20 protein-coding genes are annotated in these 17,642 nt (G+C 61.7%); 10 read left to right on the forward strand and 10 right to left on the reverse strand.

What is annotated here, in order from left to right; translation table 11 throughout:
• Positions 1-97: 97 nt before the first annotated feature.
• Positions 98-1,015, forward strand: coding sequence for an SPFH domain-containing protein (locus FFI94_RS19300; protein WP_185993255.1), 918 nt, complete (start codon positions 98-100; stop codon positions 1,013-1,015).
• Between the two features lie 12 nt (positions 1,016-1,027).
• Positions 1,028-1,240, forward strand: coding sequence for a hypothetical protein (locus tag FFI94_RS19305; RefSeq protein WP_138869250.1), 213 nt, complete (start codon positions 1,028-1,030; stop codon positions 1,238-1,240).
• A gap of 83 nt (positions 1,241-1,323) precedes the next feature.
• On the opposite strand, the gene nrdE is transcribed toward FFI94_RS19305, so the two are convergent.
• From nrdE to FFI94_RS19320, 3 genes are all read right to left on the reverse strand, one after another.
• Complete coding sequence (nrdE, locus tag FFI94_RS19310) at positions 1,324-3,507, reverse strand: class 1b ribonucleoside-diphosphate reductase subunit alpha (protein ID WP_397495471.1); 2,184 nt, start codon at positions 3,505-3,507, stop codon at positions 1,324-1,326.
• On the reverse strand, positions 3,465-3,944 hold the full coding sequence (gene nrdI, locus FFI94_RS19315) for a class Ib ribonucleoside-diphosphate reductase assembly flavoprotein NrdI (protein ID WP_138869251.1): 480 nt from the start codon (positions 3,942-3,944) through the stop codon (positions 3,465-3,467). The genes nrdE and nrdI overlap by 43 nt, the downstream gene beginning before the upstream one ends.
• A 109-nt stretch (positions 3,945-4,053) precedes the next feature.
• Complete coding sequence (locus FFI94_RS19320) at positions 4,054-4,284, reverse strand: redoxin NrdH (protein WP_033231100.1); 231 nt, start codon at positions 4,282-4,284, stop codon at positions 4,054-4,056.
• A gap of 291 nt (positions 4,285-4,575) precedes the next feature.
• On the opposite strand from FFI94_RS19320, the gene FFI94_RS19325 reads away from it, so the two are divergent.
• Complete coding sequence (locus FFI94_RS19325) at positions 4,576-5,415, forward strand: siderophore-interacting protein (RefSeq protein WP_138869252.1); 840 nt, start codon at positions 4,576-4,578, stop codon at positions 5,413-5,415.
• An 88-nt stretch (positions 5,416-5,503) separates the two neighbouring features.
• Here the strand turns inward: FFI94_RS19325 and FFI94_RS19330 are convergent, their stop codons facing one another.
• Complete coding sequence (locus tag FFI94_RS19330; protein WP_138869253.1) at positions 5,504-6,070, reverse strand: NAD(P)H-dependent oxidoreductase; 567 nt, start codon at positions 6,068-6,070, stop codon at positions 5,504-5,506.
• 107 nt (positions 6,071-6,177) lie between these two features.
• Between FFI94_RS19330 and FFI94_RS19335 the strand changes: the two genes are divergently transcribed.
• Positions 6,178-6,777, forward strand: a complete 600-nt coding sequence (locus tag FFI94_RS19335) for a TetR/AcrR family transcriptional regulator (protein ID WP_138869254.1) — start codon at positions 6,178-6,180, stop codon at positions 6,775-6,777.
• 36 nt (positions 6,778-6,813) lie between these two features.
• Positions 6,814-7,602: an META domain-containing protein gene (locus FFI94_RS19340; RefSeq protein WP_138869255.1), complete on the forward strand. Its 789-nt coding sequence runs from the start codon at positions 6,814-6,816 to the stop codon at positions 7,600-7,602.
• A gap of 15 nt (positions 7,603-7,617) precedes the next feature.
• On the opposite strand, the gene FFI94_RS19345 is transcribed toward FFI94_RS19340, so the two are convergent.
• Positions 7,618-8,172, reverse strand: a complete 555-nt coding sequence (locus FFI94_RS19345) for a nucleosidase (protein WP_138869256.1) — start codon at positions 8,170-8,172, stop codon at positions 7,618-7,620.
• Positions 8,173-8,205: 33 nt separating this feature from the next.
• Between FFI94_RS19345 and nadE the strand changes: the two genes are divergently transcribed.
• On the forward strand, positions 8,206-9,030 hold the full coding sequence (gene nadE / locus FFI94_RS19350; protein ID WP_138869257.1) for an ammonia-dependent NAD(+) synthetase: 825 nt from the start codon (positions 8,206-8,208) through the stop codon (positions 9,028-9,030).
• A 73-nt stretch (positions 9,031-9,103) separates the two neighbouring features.
• Here the strand turns inward: nadE and FFI94_RS19355 are convergent, their stop codons facing one another.
• From FFI94_RS19355 to moaA, 3 genes are all read right to left on the reverse strand, one after another.
• Positions 9,104-9,877: a hypothetical protein gene (locus FFI94_RS19355; RefSeq protein WP_138869258.1), complete on the reverse strand. Its 774-nt coding sequence runs from the start codon at positions 9,875-9,877 to the stop codon at positions 9,104-9,106.
• 363 nt (positions 9,878-10,240) lie between these two features.
• A complete protein-coding gene (locus FFI94_RS19360; RefSeq protein WP_260684208.1) occupies positions 10,241-10,498 on the reverse strand; it encodes a MoaD/ThiS family protein in 258 nt (85 codons plus the stop codon).
• Positions 10,491-11,549, reverse strand: coding sequence for a GTP 3',8-cyclase MoaA (moaA, locus tag FFI94_RS19365; protein WP_138869260.1), 1,059 nt, complete (start codon positions 11,547-11,549; stop codon positions 10,491-10,493). Before moaA ends, FFI94_RS19360 begins: the two co-directional genes overlap by 8 nt.
• Before the next feature lie 117 nt (positions 11,550-11,666).
• Here moaA and glp point away from each other — a divergent pair, with 117 nt between their 5' ends.
• From glp to FFI94_RS19385, 4 genes are all read left to right on the forward strand, one after another.
• On the forward strand, positions 11,667-12,866 hold the full coding sequence (gene glp, locus FFI94_RS19370; protein WP_138869261.1) for a gephyrin-like molybdotransferase Glp: 1,200 nt from the start codon (positions 11,667-11,669) through the stop codon (positions 12,864-12,866).
• A 38-nt stretch (positions 12,867-12,904) separates the two neighbouring features.
• Positions 12,905-13,915: a bifunctional molybdenum cofactor biosynthesis protein MoaC/MoaB gene (moaCB, locus tag FFI94_RS19375; RefSeq protein ID WP_138869262.1), complete on the forward strand. Its 1,011-nt coding sequence runs from the start codon at positions 12,905-12,907 to the stop codon at positions 13,913-13,915.
• Positions 13,908-14,321, forward strand: a complete 414-nt coding sequence (locus tag FFI94_RS19380) for a molybdenum cofactor biosynthesis protein MoaE (protein ID WP_138869263.1) — start codon at positions 13,908-13,910, stop codon at positions 14,319-14,321. Before moaCB ends, FFI94_RS19380 begins: the two co-directional genes overlap by 8 nt.
• A 232-nt stretch (positions 14,322-14,553) precedes the next feature.
• Positions 14,554-15,978: a DEAD/DEAH box helicase gene (locus tag FFI94_RS19385; protein WP_185993256.1), complete on the forward strand. Its 1,425-nt coding sequence runs from the start codon at positions 14,554-14,556 to the stop codon at positions 15,976-15,978.
• 15 nt (positions 15,979-15,993) lie between these two features.
• Here FFI94_RS19385 and bluB read toward each other — a convergent pair whose 3' ends face one another.
• Together bluB and FFI94_RS19395 are read right to left on the reverse strand one after the other, a co-directional pair.
• Positions 15,994-16,623, reverse strand: a complete 630-nt coding sequence (gene bluB / locus FFI94_RS19390) for a 5,6-dimethylbenzimidazole synthase (RefSeq protein WP_138869264.1) — start codon at positions 16,621-16,623, stop codon at positions 15,994-15,996.
• On the reverse strand, positions 16,620-17,642 hold the full coding sequence (locus FFI94_RS19395; RefSeq protein WP_138869265.1) for a GTP-binding protein: 1,023 nt from the start codon (positions 17,640-17,642) through the stop codon (positions 16,620-16,622). The genes bluB and FFI94_RS19395 overlap by 4 nt, the downstream gene beginning before the upstream one ends.

The following is a 17,642-nucleotide window of genomic DNA, read 5'->3' on the forward strand; positions in this document are numbered from 1 at the left end:
CGCCAACACAACAACATGTGTCGCACACGCCCGCCCAACGAGACCATAAATGTGATATCAATTAAATATCACTTACCGATGAGGAAGCGAGTCTCACATGAACAGCACGCCCACCGTGGCCGAGAAACCAACCGGAGTTCCCACCACCACAATCGCCGAACGCCCAGGTTGGGACCTGTCGGGCAGTTGGATGCTCCTCGGCGGACTGATTTTGTTCCTCGGCGGAATTGCTCTGGCCATTGTCGGAGGAATCCTCGGACTCATAGCGCTGATCCCCATCGGAGTGGTGCTGTTCCTCGCGTCACTCCCCGCACTGATCGGCCTGACCCTGGTGCAGCCGAACCAGGCTCGCGTTCTGCAATTCCTGGGAAGCTCGTACAGCGGCACATTGCGCACGCCCGGACTGCGCTGGACCAACCCGCTGACCGTGCGTCGTTCCATCTCCACCCGCATCAGAAACCACGAGACCGGCCAGTCCAAAGTCAACGACGCCGACGGTAATCCCATCGAGATCTCGGCCGTCGTCGTCTGGCAGGTTGCCGATACCGCGCTCGCGTCCTTCCAGGTGGACGACTACGAGGAGTTCGTCTCAGTGCAGACCGAGGCAGCTGTCCGTCATATCGCCGGCAGTTACCCGTACGACGCTGAAGGCCGAGTCTCGTTGCGGGAGAACGCCGACATCATCACGACGACCTTGTCGGAGGAAGTTCACGCCCGCGTGCGGTCGGCGGGAGTCGAAGTGATCGAGACCCGCATCAACCGGCTTTCCTATGCACCGGAAATCGCGAGTGCGATGCTTCGACGCCAACAGGCGGGCGCTGTCATCGCGGCCCGGAAGCAAATCGTCGAGGGAGCAGTGTCGATGGTCGACATGGCACTCAAACAGCTCGAGGAAAAGCACGTCGTCGAACTCGACGAGGAACGCAAGGCCACGATGATCAGTAACCTTCTGGTCGTGCTGTGCGGTGACCGCGACGCACAGCCGGTGATCAACACCGGTTCGCTCTACCAGTAAAGGGAAGGCCACATGGCCACGGATCCAGCTCCGAGATCGGAGCGTAAGAAGCTCCTTCTTCGGTTGGACCCGGCGGTGCACGATGCTCTTGCCCGCTGGGCCGCCGACGATCTCCGAAGTACAAACGCTCAGATCGAATTTCTACTCCGACGGGCGCTCACCGAGCACGGCCGAATGCCGAAGAACGCCGGCAAGATGCACGGTCCCGGCCGTCCGCCCTCGTAGCAAAGAACGCCGTAGCAAAGAAAACGCCCCCGTGCGCCTTCCGGTAGTGGTCACTACCGGAAAGGCGAACGGGGGCGAAGCCCTTACAACATGCAGGAAACGCAGCCCTCGACCTCGGTGCCTTCGAGCGCCAGCTGACGCAGACGGATGTAGTAGAGCGTCTTGATGCCCTTACGCCATGCGTAGATCTGCGCCTTGTTGATGTCGCGGGTGGTGGCGGTGTCCTTGAAGAACAAGGTCAGGGACAGGCCCTGATCGACGTGCTGCGTCGCGGCAGCGTAGGTGTCGACGATCTTCTCGTACCCGATTTCGTAGGCATCCTGGTAGTACTCCAGGTTGTCGTTGGTCAGGTAGGGCGCCGGGTAGTAGACGCGACCGATCTTGCCTTCCTTGCGGATCTCGATCTTCGACGCCACCGGGTGGATGGAGCTGGTGGAGTAGTTGATGTACGAGATCGAACCGGTGGGCGGGACGGCCTGCAGGTTCTGGTTGTAGATGCCGTGCTTCTGCACTGACGCCTTGAGCTCACGCCAGTCGTCCTGCGTGGGGATGTGAAGGTCAGCTCCGGCGAACAGTCCACGAACCTTGTCCGTAGCCGGCTCCCACACCTGGTCGGTGTACTTGTCGAAGAATTCACCCGACGCGTACTTCGACTGCGGGAAGCCCTTGAAGTAGGAACCGCGCTCGATGGAGATCCGGTTCGATGCCCGCAGAGCGTGGAACAGCACGGTGTAGAAGTAGATGTTCGTGAAGTCGATGCCTTCTTCGCTGCCGTAGAAGATCCGCTCACGAGCGAGGTAGCCGTGCAGGTTCATCTGGCCCAGGCCGATGGCGTGAGAGTCGTTGTTGCCCTGCTCGATCGACGGCACGGAGTAGATGTGCGTCTGATCCGACACTGCGGTCAACCCGCGGATCGCGACCTCGATGGTCTTGGCGAAGTCGGGCGAATCCATGGTCTTCGCGATGTTCAGCGAACCGAGGTTGCAGGAAATGTCCTTGCCGACGTGGCTGTAGGTCAGGTCCTCGTTGAACTCGGACGGCGTGGAGACCTGCAGGATCTCCGAGCACAGGTTCGAGTGCGTGATCTTGCCTTCGATGGGGTTGGCCTTGTTCACCGTGTCCTCGAACATGATGTACGGGTAACCCGATTCGAACTGCAGCTCTGCGACGGTCTGGAAGAATTCGCGAGCCTTGATCTTGGACTTGCGAATTCGCTTGTCGTCGACCATCTCGTAGTACTTCTCGGAGACGTTGATGTCGGAGAACGGAACGCCGTAGATGCGCTCGACGTCGTACGGCGAGAACAGGTACATGTCCTCGTTCTTTTTCGCCAGCTCGAACGTGATGTCCGGGATCACGATGCCGAGGGACAGCGTCTTGATGCGGATCTTCTCGTCGGCGTTTTCACGCTTGGTGTCGAGGAAGCGGTAGATGTCGGGGTGGTGTGCGTGCAGGTAGACGGCACCGGCACCCTGACGCGCTCCGAGCTGGTTGGCGTACGAGAACGAGTCTTCGAGGAGCTTCATGATCGGGATGACACCCGAGCTCTGGTTCTCGATCTTCTTGATCGGTGCGCCGTGCTCACGAATGTTGGTGAGCAGCAAGGCAACTCCACCGCCGCGCTTGGAGAGCTGCAGGGCCGAGTTGATGGAGCGCCCGATGGACTCCATGTTGTCTTCGATACGAAGCAGGAAGCAGGACACGGGCTCGCCGCGCTGCTTCTTGCCGGAGTTGAGGAACGTGGGGGTGGCGGGCTGGAAGCGTCCGGCGATGATTTCGTCGACAAGTTCGACGGCCAGATCTTCATTGCCGGCAGCCAACGTCAGGGCCACCATGCACACACGATCTTCGAAACGCTCGAGGTAGCGCTTACCGTCGAACGTCTTGAGCGTGTAGGACGTGTAGTACTTGAACGCACCCAGGAACGTCGGGAAGCGGAACTTCTTGGAGTACGCGTGATCGATCAGGAACTTCACGAACGTGCGTGAGTACTGATCGAGAACCTCAGGCTCGTAATAGTTTTCCTCGACGAGGTAGTCGAGCTTCTCGTCGAGATTGTGGAAGAACACCGTGTTCTGGTTGACGTGCTGCAGGAAGTACTGACGGGCCGCCGCGACATCCATCTCGAACTGGATCTCGCCGTTTGCGCCGTACAGGTTGAGCATGGCATTGAGTGCGTGGTAGTCGAGACCGTTGGTGGAATCACCGCCGCGTGCGTCACGCTCTACGCTTCCAGCCGCGATCGTGTCAGTGATGGTTGGCGCCACTGCCCGTTCTCCTTCTCTGCTTCGAGATGATTCCAGAACTCCCCCAAGCCTTCTCGTACGCGTTCGACGTCCTCGGCAGTGCCCATGAGTTCGAAGCGGTACAGAAAAGGAACGTGGCATTTCTGGGAAATGATGTTTCCTGCGTAACAAAAGGATTCACCGAAATTGGTGTTTCCTGCCGCGATCACTGCTCGGATCAACGACCTGTTGTGTGGATTGTTCAAAAAACGAATGACCGGCTTGGGCACATAGCTGGTGTCGCGGCCTGTCACTGTGGTCCCGCCGCCGTAAGTCGGCAGGATCAGTACATAGGGCTCGTCGACGTGAAATGAGCCGTCACGGTCATGGATGGGTATACGTGTCGCAGGCAACCCGAGACGTTGAACGAATCGGTGGGTGTTCTCCGACACGCTGGAAAAATAAACCAGCGAAGTCATCGGTTGTCACCATTTTCCTCATGCGGTGCCCGGAACTTTCGACTATTCAGAACTTTCAACTACTGCACACGGGGCCAACAGCGTCGTCGGCCCCCGGCGCGGTCGCGCTTCAAGCAGCGACGGCCAGCGTCTTGATGCGATCGGGACGGAAGCCCGACCAGTGATCTTCACCGGCAACCACGACGGGTGCCTGGAGGTATCCGAGCGCCATGACGTAGTCACGTGCCTCGGCATCCTCGGTGATGTCGATGATGTCGTATTCGAGACCGGCCTTGTCGAGGGCGCGGTAGGTGGCATTGCACTGAACGCAAGCGGGCTTGGTGTAGACGGTGATGCTCATGAGAGTCCCTCTTTCGCTTAGCCAACAAAGGCCGATGTAGTGATGTTCAGCACCGATTCGACCGATTGCCGGAGCTTCGCTCAAGGCGTTCCGCGTTGTGGTCTCTCAGTGCTCAAGACACTACACCTAGTGGCCGACAGAATCACATAACCGAAGATGTTGTGAGTCACACAGATGAAATTCCCAGGTCGACCCAGCTCAGCGGCCATAACTCGGCGGCGTGTCGGCGTGTCGGCGCTCACATGTGCGTCGGCCACTCGACCGGGTCTCAGGATCCCTCTCGGCCCTACCATGAGCGACGTGGAATCACCCCGGATCGACCTCCCCAGCGACGAAGCCCCACGCCACCTGGCAACTGTTCTCAGGGCCACGCAGATCACACCCGGAATGCGCAGAATCACCTTCGGCGGCGCCGGGCTGACCGACTTCGCATCGAGCGGACTACCCGACGAACGGGTGCTTGTCCGGTTCCCACTCGAGCCCCCACACGCGCGTAGTTACACAGTGCGTCGCTGGAGCCCCGACACCGGCGAGCTCGATATCGACTTCGTTCTACACGGACACGGCGGGGCGGGCCTCTGGGCCGAGACCGCGAGCCCCGGCGACACCGTGCAACTGTCGACCGCCAGCGGGTGGTTCCGCCCACCCGAGAACCTCGAGTGGCTGACGCTACTCGCCGACCACGCCGCACTTCCCGCAGTCAGCCGGATTCTCGAGGGCCTGCCCGCCGGAATTTCCGTCCAGGTGATCGCGCAGATTCCCGATCCGGGCGAGCAGCAGACCTTCACTACCGCAGCCGACGCCGATATCCGATGGATCGGCGGCGCCGATTCCCTTCTCACCGAGTTGGCCGCCCATCCCCTACCGCCGGGCACCGGCTACGTCTGGTGCGCAGTCGAGGCCGCCGCCGCGCGCAGGGTCCGCACCTACCTGCGGCACACACTGAAGATCCCCGCGGCCGCCGTGCACACCATGGGTTACTGGCGTGCAGACAAGGACAACTGGGAACGTCGCTACGCACTTGCCGCCGAGCGCATCGACGCGGCGATGGGCGCAGCAATGATGGCGGGCAAGGACTTCGAGTCCGTCCGTGATGCCGTCGACGAGGCCATGGAGCAAGAGGGGCTGTAGCAAGAAGGGCTGTAGCTCACACAAAACAGCTCACACAAAACGAGGGCCACGCCGGAAGGCGTGACCCTCGTTTACGAACTGGTGCAGATTATGCGTCGACGAGCGTCTTCGTGGCGTCTACCAGGTCTGCGACAACCTTGGACACCTGTGCGACAACCTCAGCGTTTTCACGTGCGTGCGCGGTGCCGAACTTGTCGAACGTGCTGGCGACAGCCAGAGCGGAATCGCTGAGCACGTTGCCGCCGGCGATGCCGACAGCCTTGACGGTGTCGTCGTTGGCCCACTTCGCACCGTTGCCGCTGGGCGATGCGCTGATGACTGCAACCGGCTTGCCGGAGACAGCACCTGCGCCGTACGGACGCGAGATCCAGTCGATGGCGTTCTTGAGTACGGCGGGAATGGTGCCGTTGTACTCGGGGGTGACGAGCAGGAAGGCATCGGCGTTGCCGGCTGCGGCGCGCAGGGCGTCGACAGCGGGGATCGATGCACCTTCGACGTCGAGGTCTTCGTTGTAGAAGGGCACGTCAGCGAGACCTTCGAAGATCGTCAGGGCAGCACCCTCCGGCGCAGCGGACACTGCAGTCTCCGCGAGCTGACGGTTGACGGATCCGGCGCGCAGGCTTCCGACGAGAACGAGAACATTGCTCTGTGACATTGGGTGATTCCTTCGAGATTGGTGCGGTGGGTGGCTCTGGTTGAAAGTTATACCCTCTAAACGGACCACGGTCCACTTATATTCCGCAGCCATGTAATCTCAGTCAGGTGAGCGCAATCCCTCTCCCCCAGATCGGCGCGCAACCGGCCGAGCGCGGCGACGCCGCACGTAACCGGGCACTTCTGCTCGACGCCGCAGCACTGCTCGTGGCCGAACGCGGAGTCGACGCCGTCACCATGGACGCCGTTGCGTGCCGCGCAGGTGTGGGCAAGGGCACAGTCTTTCGCCGATTCGGCAGCCGCGCGGGATTGATGCAGGCACTCCTCGACCACACCGAGCGAGAGTTGCAGCACGCCTTCATGTTCGGTCCGCCGCCCTTGGGGCCTGGTGCGCCGCCGATAGACCGGCTGGTCGCCTTCGGCCGGGCGCGCATTGCCATGGTCGAGGTGCAGGGCGATGTTCTGCGCGCCGCCGAGAACGCGCCGGAGTTTCGCTTCGGTGGCCCAGCCCGCTCGCTGAGCATCGCGCACGTGATCAATTTGCTCCGCACGGCCGGCGTCGAGGGCGATCTGGAACTTCTCGCCTCGGCACTACTCGCACCACTCGAAGCGTCGTTGGTTCTCTACCAGGTTCGCGATCTCGGAATGACGCCGGAAAGGCTCGCTGACGGTTGGGAAAATCTTGCCCGGCGCGTTACCCGATGTTGAAGACCTCGAGCACATTCCAGCGCCTAGTCTGAGCCAATGCGCATCGCAGCCGCCGTCCTCGGCCTCCTCACCATCGCAGCCGTCAGCGGCTGTTCCAGCAACTCCGATACATCCGATACACCGGACTCGGTCGCCGATCCCGCGGGGCGGGTCTTCATCTCCACTCAGGTGGACGGAACCCCGATTCCCGGCGGCGGCCCGCTATCCCTCGACTTCACGACGCCCGGCCTGGTAGCGGCAACCGCGGGCTGCAATACCGCCAGCGGCGCAGTCGAATTCACCGACGGCAAGATAAGCACCGACACGCTGGCCTCTACCATGATGGCGTGCGAACCCACCGTCATGGAATCCGATACCTGGGTGACGACGCTCCTCACCGCGCAACCCTCCTGGACGCTGTCCGGCGACACACTCACGCTCACCACCGACACGACCACCGTCACGCTGGCCGACAAGAAGGTCGTCGACCCGGACCGTCCGGTCCAGGGCACAGCGTGGACAGTGACGTCGCTCATCAGTCCGGACGCCATCAGCACCAGCGCTGCACTCGAAACCTCGGCCCCGGAATTCACGATCGCCGCCGACGGATCGCTCACCGGCAGCACCGGCTGCAACCGCATGATGGGCTCCGCGACGGTTACCGACACCACCATCACCTTCGCCCCGGCGGGTACCACGAGGATGGCCTGCGAGGCAGAAGTCGCCGACATCGAAGGACATGTCCTGGCTATACTCGACGGTGAGGTCACCTACACCCTCGACGCTGGAACCATGACGCTCCGTAAGCCAGACGGCAACGGCTTGATCCTGACCGCTCAGGCTTGATCCACCGAGTCAAACTCAGACGTTCTCGGTCAGCCAGCGCCCCAATTCGCGGGCGCTGGCGTCGATTTGGGCCGGCCAGTCCAAAGCGGAATCGTCAGCCTGATCGCTCACGTGCTTGACCAACCGGCACCGAGCACCGGCGGCGTGCGCCGCGTAGGCAACGGCAAAACCTTCCATGTCCACCAAATCCGCCCGTTGCGCGAGCGCATCCCGAACGGCCGCGTCGGAGACAAACGCGTCGCCGGTCGCCAGCACCGAATCGTCACCCTCATCGAGGACCAGACGATCGACAACGTCATGGCCGAACGACCTGATGGCTGCACTGCTGATGTCGTGGTTGATCACGACCCCCGGCACGAACAGTCCGCCGTGATGCACGTGCAGCGCGCCTGCGGTACCGATATTGACGACCATCGGCAACTCGCCAGGGAGAAATCGTGCCAGCGCCGACGCTACAGCCGTTGCCGCACTGACCTTTCCGATTCCCGTGATCACCAACTCGAACTCCTGCGGAACGTATACCGCTTCCGCCTTCGTTGCGCTGACCACCAGAACTTGCTTCGCACTCATGCGCGAGACGATACCTGTCGCTAAAGTTCCCTCATGGCCACATTGCGCGAGAGCATCATCGACGAACTGGGCGCAAAGCCGTCCATCGAGCCGGCAGCCGAAGTCCGCACCCGGGTTCAGTTCCTGAAGGACTACTTGCTGTCCACTCCTGCCAAGGGATATGTCCTGGGCATCAGCGGTGGGCAGGACAGCACGCTCACCGGTGCGCTCGCTCAGCGCGCGGTGGCAGAACTACGCGAGGAGGGTCACAGCGCCGAGTTCGTGGCCGTTCGGTTGCCGTACGGAGAGCAGGCCGACGAATCCGACGCGCAGATCGCGCTCGGTTTCATCAAGCCGGACCGCAGCCTGACCGTCAACGTCAAGCCCGGCGCCGACGCCACAGCCCGTGAAGCATCCGAGGCCCTGGGCGACGGTGAACTGCGAGACTTCGTGCGCGGCAACATCAAAGCCCGTGAGCGTATGATGATCCAGTACGCCATCGCGGGTCAGTTGGGGTACATCGTGATCGGTACCGATCACGCTGCCGAGGCCATCACGGGATTCTTCACCAAATTCGGTGACGGCGGAGTCGACATCACGCCGCTCACCGGCCTGAGCAAGCGGCAGGGCGCGGCGCTGTTGCAGGAACTGGGTGCACCCGAGAGCACGTGGCGCAAAGTGCCCACCGCAGACCTCGAGGACGACCGTCCTGCCCTTCCCGACGAGGTGGCGCTCGGACTCACCTACGCCCAGATCGACGACTACCTCGAAGGCAAGGACGTCTCCACCGACGTATCCGACAAACTCGAGAAGATGTACCTGAACACTCGCCACAAGCGGACCGTTCCGGTTACCCCGCTCGACACCTGGTGGCGTTAGCCTCCACGTCCCACAGACGCACGGCGCCCACCTTCCGAGAGGAAGGTGGGCGCCGTGCGTCGTTCTGGTGTTGTCAGCTGGCCGAGAGGCTGCCGAAGATGTTGCCCAGGCTTCCGAGGGAGCCGGTGCTCGTCTCGGGATCGTTCTTGGCGAAGTTGGTGGTGCAGCCGTTGAACTTCACGGCGTCGACGTGAGTGGAGGTGCCGATTTCGCCGCGTCCGACGCTCACGCCGTAGTGCTCAATCGTGGCACCCGGGTTGCCTGCGATGATGTCGTCCAGATCGGACGGAACGTTCTTGGGAGCACCCTCGATGTCGCGGGTACTGATCCACTTGCCGTTCTGGATGTTGGCGTGCGTACCGCCGGTGGTGGTGTCAACGGAGTCGTTTCCGTTTGCGACCCAGTACAGCGTCGCGAAGCCGTTCTCGCCCGCAGCCGGGTTGGTGGTGCCGGTCAGACGCAACTGGAACGAAGTCTGCGACGTGGCGGCCTTCTCCGCGAAACCGATCTCGTTCTTGACGGCGTCAGCGAGCGGGATCGAACCGGCGGAGTGGTACCACGCCGAACGGTTGTCGGGAGAGGCCTTGACGATATCCAGCTTCAGCGAGCCATCCTCATCGAGAACCTTGGTGTCCGAATAGAAAGCAAGCTGATTCTTTTCATCGTCGAACGGAATACCCCAACCATCGGGGGTTGCCTCGGTCGAGAGTGCCGAGCAGGTGAAGCCGGCAGCATCGGAAGAACCGAGTGAGCCCGTGGTCGCTCCGGCAAGTGCCGGAGCGGTAAGTGCTGCTGCGCCTACGAGGGCAAAAGCGAGGCCGAGACGACGCGTGGAATTGCGGGACATGTAAGTACCTTTCACCAATTACGGGGGGGAATTACGACAAAAGGTAACACATGAATTTGGATGAAGATATTGGCTCAGAATGTCCTTTGTCATTCATTTGAATGACTTCTACTTGAATGCCAAGAACGTTACATCCCCCAAAAGTACGAATTCATTCAGACAATTCCAACTAATCGGAGCTGCAATCAAATTTCAGTCGAACACCGCGACAAACTGCGCTGACCAGCACAAAGAAACGAAAACGGGGATCAGGCAGACTCGTCATTTTCAGACTATTAGGACATCCGATCTCATCATTTAGGTCGGTATCTGTAATCGAAAGTACACGACAAAAGATTTCAGTGATTTTTTGGGCCGACCGAGCTAGCCACCGGCAAAAGGTGGCAAGACGTCCACCTCGGGTCCCGCGACGCGGTCGATGTCACGCGTCAATTCCTCACCGACAAGGAAGGCGGAAACAGACAACACACGCTTCATATCGGATCCGTATTTGTCGGACAGAACAGCAACAAGTTCGGCGAGCGTGCTCGAATGCGGCAGCACTACAGTTTCGCTGCGGCACCCGGAAGCGTCTGCTGCTGCAGCGAAGTACCTCACCGAGATCGATTCCGAATCAGCCACCGATTGCACCCATACTTCGCTCTGGCGGCACAAATCCTTCTGCCGCAATCCCATGACCTGCCCACTTGTTCCACATTGCGCCCCGCCACAGGTCAGCGATCTCATCGTCACCAGCACCCGACCGCAGTGCTGCCCGCAGGTCCACTTCACGATCACTGAACAAGCAGGAACGAATAGTTCCCTCGGCCGTCATACGTGTGCGGTCGCAGTCGGCGCAGAAAGATCGAGTCACCGAGGCGATAATTCCCACTGTCGCCGGGCCGCCGTCGATACTCCATTCCTCGGCGGGCGCACTGGGGTCTTCACGGCCGATCGCGGTCAACGTGAACCGTGTACCCAATACCGTGAGCAGTTCCTCGGCAGTCACCATGTTCTCTCGTGCCCACGTGTGATCGGCGTCGAGCGGCATCTGTTCGATGAATCGCAATTCCACGCCGGCGTCCACACACCATTGGAGTAGCTCCGCCGCCCCACTCAATGTTTCGCGCATAAGAACCGCGTTCACTTTCAATGGAGCCAGACCAACTTGCGCAGCGGCATGAATTCCTGCTAACACCGACGGTAGTCTGTCCCGACGCGTCAATTCGGCAAAATGCGCGCGATCCACGGAATCGAGTGACACATTGACACGGGTCAAGCCGGCCGTCGCTAATTGCGCGGCACGGTGTTCCAATCCGACGGCATTTGTTGTCATCGCCAAAGGAATCCCGGGAACTCGCTCGGCGCAACCGGAGATAATCTTCTCGAGATCTTTGCGCATCAACGGTTCCCCGCCGGTAAAACGAACTTCTCGAATGCCTAAACGGTCGACTCCGATACCAACTACGCGAACAATTTCTTCGGTGGATAACAGGTCTTCGGCGGGAATGACCGGCAGGCCTTCCTCCGGCATGCAATATGTGCAACGCAGCGAACACTTTTCGGTTATCGAGATCCGGAGGTCACGAGCAACCCGCCCGAACTTGTCGATCAACACATCGGTTTCGGGACGTCCGGCCATTGACGCAGAATCGCCACGGACAGTGGGGATCCCCACTACAACCGGAGTCATCGCTGCACCAGGTTCCACATCACTCCAGTATGGCCCAACGGACGATGCGACGTGTCACGCGGATCACTCCGCCTGGAATCAGACCATCTAGAATCGGACCATGTCGAGGCAATCGCTGTGAGCGCACATTCCGTCGAAGACCATCAGGCGCACGTGTCAGGACTATTGGCCGCGTTGCACACTTTGGCGCCCACGTCCCTGCCCCTCACCGAGGCACTCGGGTCGATAGTCTCGGCAGACGTCACGTCCCCTGTCGATCTTCCGCTGTTCCGCAATTCGCAGATGGACGGTTACGCGGTCGACGCGCAGTCTGTGCGCCAGGTTCCCGTCACGCTCGCCGTGCGAGGAGTTCTCGCGGCCGGCAGTGGCACTCCCCCGAAACACCTCGCAGGCTCGGCGTTTCGGATCATGACCGGCGCGCCGATTCCCGAGGGCGCAGACACCATCATTCCGGTCGAGGACACCACCGGCACGTCGGAGCACGCAGTCACGATCAACCGTGGACGCACCGCCGGAGAGTTCGTCCGTGAACGCGGAAGCGACATCACTGCGGGCATGCTCCTCGCTCGAGAAGGCACTCGACTGGAACCGCGGCACATCGCGGCACTCGCGGCCGTCGGCGCAGCAACAGTCACCACCTACACTCCGCCGAGGGTTGCCGTCATCACCACGGGCGCCGAATTGAAAAGCGCGGGAACACAACTCAACCCTGGCGAGATCTACGACTCCAACGGGCCCGCCCTGGCAAGCTTGGCTCGTGCCAACGGAGCCGACGTCGTATCCGTTGCACGCAGCACAGACGATCCGGCCATATTCCGCGAATTACTCTCGTATGCAACATCTGTCGCTGATCTCGTCTTCACCTCCGGCGGCGTGTCCATGGGCGATTTCGAGGTCGTGAAGGAGACGCTGCAGCCCTTGGGCGCTCGGTTCGGTCACGTCGCGATGCAGCCTGGCGGCCCGCAGGGCACCGCCGTTGTCAACGAAGTGCCGATATTGAGCTTCCCGGGAAATCCGGTCAGCACGATGGTGTCATTCGAAGTATTTGCGCGCGAGAACATCAGACGCGCCGCAGGTCTGCCTCCCGTCGCATCCGAACGTCGTGCATTGACCACCGCGCTGCGATCGATCCCCGGTAAGCGCCAGTTCCTCCGCGGACGACGCTCCGGCGAAGGCGTCGAGCCGGTGTCCGGCGCCGGGTCGCATCTTGTTGCCATGATGGCCTGGGCAGACGTACTTCTCGACATTCCGGCCGACGTCACCGAACTTGATGCCGGAGCGCCAGTGGACGTCATTCCACTCTCTGCGTGGAACTAAATATGGCTGGAACTGAATAAGGACGGTAAGGACTTTTAATGACCGAATTGACACACGTGGACGGTGAAGGCCGCGCCCGCATGGTCGACGTCAGCGCAAAAGCCGAGACGACGCGCATTGCGGTGGCCGCAGGTGAACTTGTCACCACCCCAGAGGTCATCCGCCTTGTCCGGGCCGACGGCATGCCCAAAGCCGATGTCCTCTCGACAGCAAGAATCGCCGGAATTGCGGGCGCAAAGAAGACATCCGAACTCATACCCCTGTGTCACCAACTCGCGTTGTCGTCCGTCAAAGTGGAGTTCGGATTCACCGAGACCTCGATCACCGTCGAAGCGACGGCAAAGACTCGCGGACAGACGGGCGTCGAAATGGAAGCCCTGACAGCGGTTGCCGTGGCCGGGCTCACGTTGCACGACATGGTCAAGGCCATCGACCCGGCCGCCACCATGAACGGCGTCCGACTGCTCACCAAAGACGGTGGCAAACGCGGACATTGGACCCGCGAGAATCAGAACCCCGCCCAATCCAGCACTGCACCTGAATCCAGCACTGCCCCGCACACATTCGACACCACACGCTCAGCGGCAGTCCTTGTCGCGTCTACCGGTGGCGCCGCTGGGACCCGCCCGGACACAACGGGTCCGGCCATCGAACAATGGCTCCGGGATCGCGATTTCGAGGTGCGCGGCCCACTGGTCTACGCCGACGCCGACATCGCCGCGGGCATCGACGACGCCAAAACCGGTTCGCCGGCCTTGATCATCAGTACCGGCGGAACCGGCGCTTCCCCGACTGATGCCACGCCGGAAGCGACGCTCGCCGTTCTCACCCGCGAACTGCCGGGAATTGCAGAAGCGATCCGCGCAAAGGGGCTCGAAAAGACCCCGCACGCGTCGCTGAGCCGCGGAGTGGCAGGACTCACAGAGCGCACTGTCATCGTCAACCTTCCCGGATCTCCGGGCGGCGTGAAGGACGGTCTTGCCGTCCTCGACCCCATCATCAATCACTTGCTCGCGCAGGTTGCAGGCGGAGGAATGCACGATGAGTGAACTGCTCGCAAAAATTTCCGAACATCCGATTCAGGCCGCCACGGTGGATGCGGCCGTCGCCGGACCGAAGAACGGCGCTGTTGTCGTCTTTACCGGCACGGTGCGCAATCATGATGGCGGCCAAGCTGTTTCAGCCCTCGAGTATCAGGCACACCCCGACGCCGAACGGTTTCTGCGTACCTGCTGCGAGGAAGTGTCAGCGTCCACCGGCCTACCCGTCGCCGCGATTCACCGCGTCGGGCATCTCGAGATCGGCGATCATGCTTTGGTTGCCGCAGTTGCTGCCCCACATCGCGCGGAAGCATTTGCAGCGTGCGCCGAACTGGTGGAACGAATCAAGGCGGAAGTGCCGATCTGGAAGCGTCAGCGCTTCGCCAACGGCGTTTCCGAGTGGGTCGGGTTGTAGAGAGGCCGCGGCGTCCGGGTAGACTCGACATCACTAGGTGCCCGAAAGTGGGCACCCAGCGTCGAAAGAACGCAACTTCAGTTCGCGAAGAGTGCTTAACGCACCCGAACTTCTTACGGCGAAGAAGCCTGCCGACCGGCAGCGCCGCCACCACTGTGCTTGATTGTCAGACCGGCTATTTGCCGTGTCGGCATCCGGGCACGCAAAGTGCCCCGAAAGGCTCTGAACACACTTGTCTGACACCTCGACTGTCACCACGACTACCGCTACCTTCGCTTCCCTCGGTGTACGTCCGCCGCTGGTCAAGGCTCTCGAAGACGGCGGAATCACCTCCCCCTTCCCGATCCAGATCGACACCCTCCCCGACACTCTGTCGGGTCGCGACGTCCTGGGCCGCGGAAAGACCGGCAGCGGCAAAACGCTTGCCTTCTCCATCCCGATGGTCTCGCGCCTCGCGGGCGAACTGGCCGGCGGCAAGCGTCGTCCGGGCCGCCCACTCGGACTGGTTCTCGCACCGACCCGCGAGCTCGCCACCCAGATCACCGCAACCCTCGAGCCGCTTGCCACGGCCTACGACTTGCGCGTCACCACCATCTTCGGCGGCGTCTCGCAGCACCGTCAGGTCCAGGCACTCAAGGCCGGAGTCGACATCGTCGTCGCGTGCCCCGGTCGCCTCGAAGACCTCATGAAGCAGAAGTTCGTGAGCCTCGACGCCGTCGAGATCACCGTCCTCGACGAGGCCGACCACATGGCCGACCTCGGCTTCCTTCCCGTCGTCACCCGCATTCTCTCGTCCACTCCGGCCGACGGCCAGCGCCTGCTGTTCTCCGCCACCTTGGACAACGGCGTCGACAAGCTCGTCAAGCGTTTCCTCAAGAACGAGGTCATGCACTCCGTCGACGAGGCCAACTCCCCCGTCGCCGCGATGACGCACCACGTGTTCGACGTCGACGGCGCCGAAGCGAAGAAGGCACTCGTCGAGAAGCTTGCGTCCGGCACCGGCCGACGCATCCTCTTCATGCGCACCAAGCATCAGGCTCGTAAGTTGGCTCGCCAGCTCACCGAGTCGGGAATCCCGTCCGTCGATCTGCACGGCAACTTGTCGCAGGCTGCCCGCGACCGCAACCTTGCGGCATTCTCTGCCGGCGAGGCTCGCGTTCTCGTTGCCACCGACGTCGCCGCTCGCGGCGTTCACGTCGATGACGTCGAGTTGGTTGTGCACGTCGATCCCCCGGCCGAGCACAAGGCGTACCTGCACCGCAGTGGCCGTACCGCTCGCGCCGGTAGCGCCGGTGACGTGGTCACCGTTGTCCTGCCCGAGCAGCGCAAAGATCTCGCGATCCTCATGCGTAAGGCAGCTATCAAGGTGACGCCGGTTCGATCGACTGCAAATTCCGAGCACGTCGTGAAGCTCGTCGGCGACATCGCACCGCATGTCACCCCCGCGCCCAAGACTCCGGTGGCACCGCAGGGCGGCGGCCGCGGAGCTCGCCCGGCACGTTCGGGCCAGGGCGGTCAGGCTCGTAGCGGCCAGGCACGTTCCGGTCAGGGCGGTCAGGGCGGTCAGGCTCGCAGCGGTCAGGGCGGTCAGTCACGTGGCGCTCGTTCCGGCGGCGCAGGCCGGGCCCGCACCGGTGGACGCCCCGCAGCCCGCTAACTGCGAGCCGACAACTCAATAGGTTTCGAAGTGGACAGCGTCGGCCAATGGCCGGCGCTGTTTCCATCCGAAGCGCTCGAGATCCGGAACCTGTTGGAACTGAGTCACTTTCCCGATGCACAGCCACGCGATCGGCCGCACCGGAGCCGGAATGTTCATCAGTTCGGTGAGGTATTCCTCGTCGTAGAACGACACCCATCCGATGCCGATGTCCTCGGCGACCGCGGCCAGCCACAGGTTCTGGATCGCGAGAACGGCGGAGAACAGGCCGGTGTCGTCGACCGTGTGACGGCCGAGAATGTTAGGGCCGCCGCGCGAGGGGTCGTAGGTGACCACGATCCCGGTTCCACTCTCCGTGATCCCCTCGATCTTGATGGGGTCGAACGTCTCGCGCCGATCCTCGGGCAGGGACTGCGCAAAATTCACTCTCGCCTCCGCGACGTGCGCGGCAAACGTCGAGAGCGTGTCCGGATTTCGGACCACCACAAAATCCCACGGCTGTGTGTTGCCGACGCTCGGCGCTCGATGGGCCGCGCCGAGGATGCGCATCAGCACATCGTCAGGAATAACCTCACCGGAAAACTCTGCCCGCACGTCGCGTCGGCGCCGGATCGCTTCGTACACAGATACAGCTGATTCACTCACGCTCCGACGGTATAGCGGTGCAATCCCAGCATCGCATCGGGGTGCAACTCGACTCCCTCGACGCGAATGCAATCATTCAACGTGTCCCTGACGACGGCACTGTCCATGCCGCTACCGATCACCACCAACTGCGTGGTCCGTCGCTCGCCGGCCTTCCACCGCAGTGGTGTGATCCGCACGTGATCGCCGACGGTTTGCACTTCGAATTTGCCTGTGTACCCGCGGATGTCAAAGTTCACGAAACCCTTGATGCGGTACACACCCGCTGGTTGGTTCTCGAGAAATCGTGTGACAGCGCGCGCGTCGAGGGCTGTGTCCGACACAAAATCGACGGCCTCGTAGTGGGTGTGGATGTGGTCGTGATGATCGTCGCGCAGCAGTTCGTCGAGGCTCATTTGTTGACCGGGTAGCGGCTGCGGCGCAGCCGCGAAATCGAACAGCAGTGCCGGGTCAACCCGCGAGTGAATGGTATCCACAATCGGCGCTCGGGGGTTGAGCCCACGAATCACCTCCGTGAAGGCCTCGCGCTCCGCCGAGTCGACGCAGTCGATCTTGTTCACCACCAGCAGGTCCGCCAACCCGACGTGCTGGTCGAGTTCGGGATGGGTACTGCGGGTCGAACGGAAGTTGGCCCCGTCGACAACAACAACAAGACCGCCGTACACAACCCGCGGATTCTCGCTGCCCAGGACCAACCTGATCATGTTGCGCGGCTCCGCCAGTCCGCTGGCCTCGATGACGATGACGTCGATCTCGGACTGACTGTGCGCCAACTTGTCGAGCATCTCGTCCATGTCGGAGACATCAACCGCGCAGCACAGGCACCCGTTGCTGAGTGAGAGTGTCGAGTCGACTTGGCCGGCCACCATCATCGAATCGATGTTGACCGAACCGAAGTCGTTGACGATCACCCCGATGCGTACGCCGTTGTTGTTGTGCAGAAGGTGATTGAGCAGCGTCGTCTTTCCCGAACCCAGAAATCCTGCGACGACGATCACGGGAATCTGTTTTTTCACCAA

The organism is Rhodococcus sp. KBS0724, assembly GCF_005938745.2.
In the GTDB taxonomy this organism is placed as follows: Bacteria; Actinomycetota; Actinomycetes; order Mycobacteriales; family Mycobacteriaceae; genus Rhodococcus_F.

Excerpts from the sequence above, each read along its gene's own strand:
- FFI94_RS19320 (WP_033231100.1), bottom strand. The coding sequence starts at position 4,284 with ATGAGCATCACCGTCTACACCAAGCCCGCTTGCGTTCAGTGCAATGCC.
- moaCB (WP_138869262.1), top strand. The coding sequence starts at position 12,905 with ATGACCGAATTGACACACGTGGACGGTGAAGGCCGCGCCCGCATGGTC.
- FFI94_RS19305 (WP_138869250.1), top strand. The coding sequence starts at position 1,028 with ATGGCCACGGATCCAGCTCCGAGATCGGAGCGTAAGAAGCTCCTTCTT.
- FFI94_RS19355 (WP_138869258.1), bottom strand. The coding sequence starts at position 9,877 with ATGTCCCGCAATTCCACGCGTCGTCTCGGCCTCGCTTTTGCCCTCGTA.
- FFI94_RS19345 (WP_138869256.1), bottom strand. The coding sequence starts at position 8,172 with ATGAGTGCGAAGCAAGTTCTGGTGGTCAGCGCAACGAAGGCGGAAGCG.
- FFI94_RS19380 (WP_138869263.1), top strand. The coding sequence starts at position 13,908 with ATGAGTGAACTGCTCGCAAAAATTTCCGAACATCCGATTCAGGCCGCC.
- moaA (WP_138869260.1), bottom strand. The coding sequence starts at position 11,549 with ATGACTCCGGTTGTAGTGGGGATCCCCACTGTCCGTGGCGATTCTGCG.
- FFI94_RS19300 (WP_185993255.1), top strand. The coding sequence starts at position 98 with ATGAACAGCACGCCCACCGTGGCCGAGAAACCAACCGGAGTTCCCACC.
- FFI94_RS19325 (WP_138869252.1), top strand. The coding sequence starts at position 4,576 with ATGAGCGACGTGGAATCACCCCGGATCGACCTCCCCAGCGACGAAGCC.
- FFI94_RS19330 (WP_138869253.1), bottom strand. The coding sequence starts at position 6,070 with ATGTCACAGAGCAATGTTCTCGTTCTCGTCGGAAGCCTGCGCGCCGGA.
- FFI94_RS19340 (WP_138869255.1), top strand. The coding sequence starts at position 6,814 with ATGCGCATCGCAGCCGCCGTCCTCGGCCTCCTCACCATCGCAGCCGTC.
- nadE (WP_138869257.1), top strand. The coding sequence starts at position 8,206 with ATGGCCACATTGCGCGAGAGCATCATCGACGAACTGGGCGCAAAGCCG.
- nrdI (WP_138869251.1), bottom strand. The coding sequence starts at position 3,944 with ATGACTTCGCTGGTTTATTTTTCCAGCGTGTCGGAGAACACCCACCGA.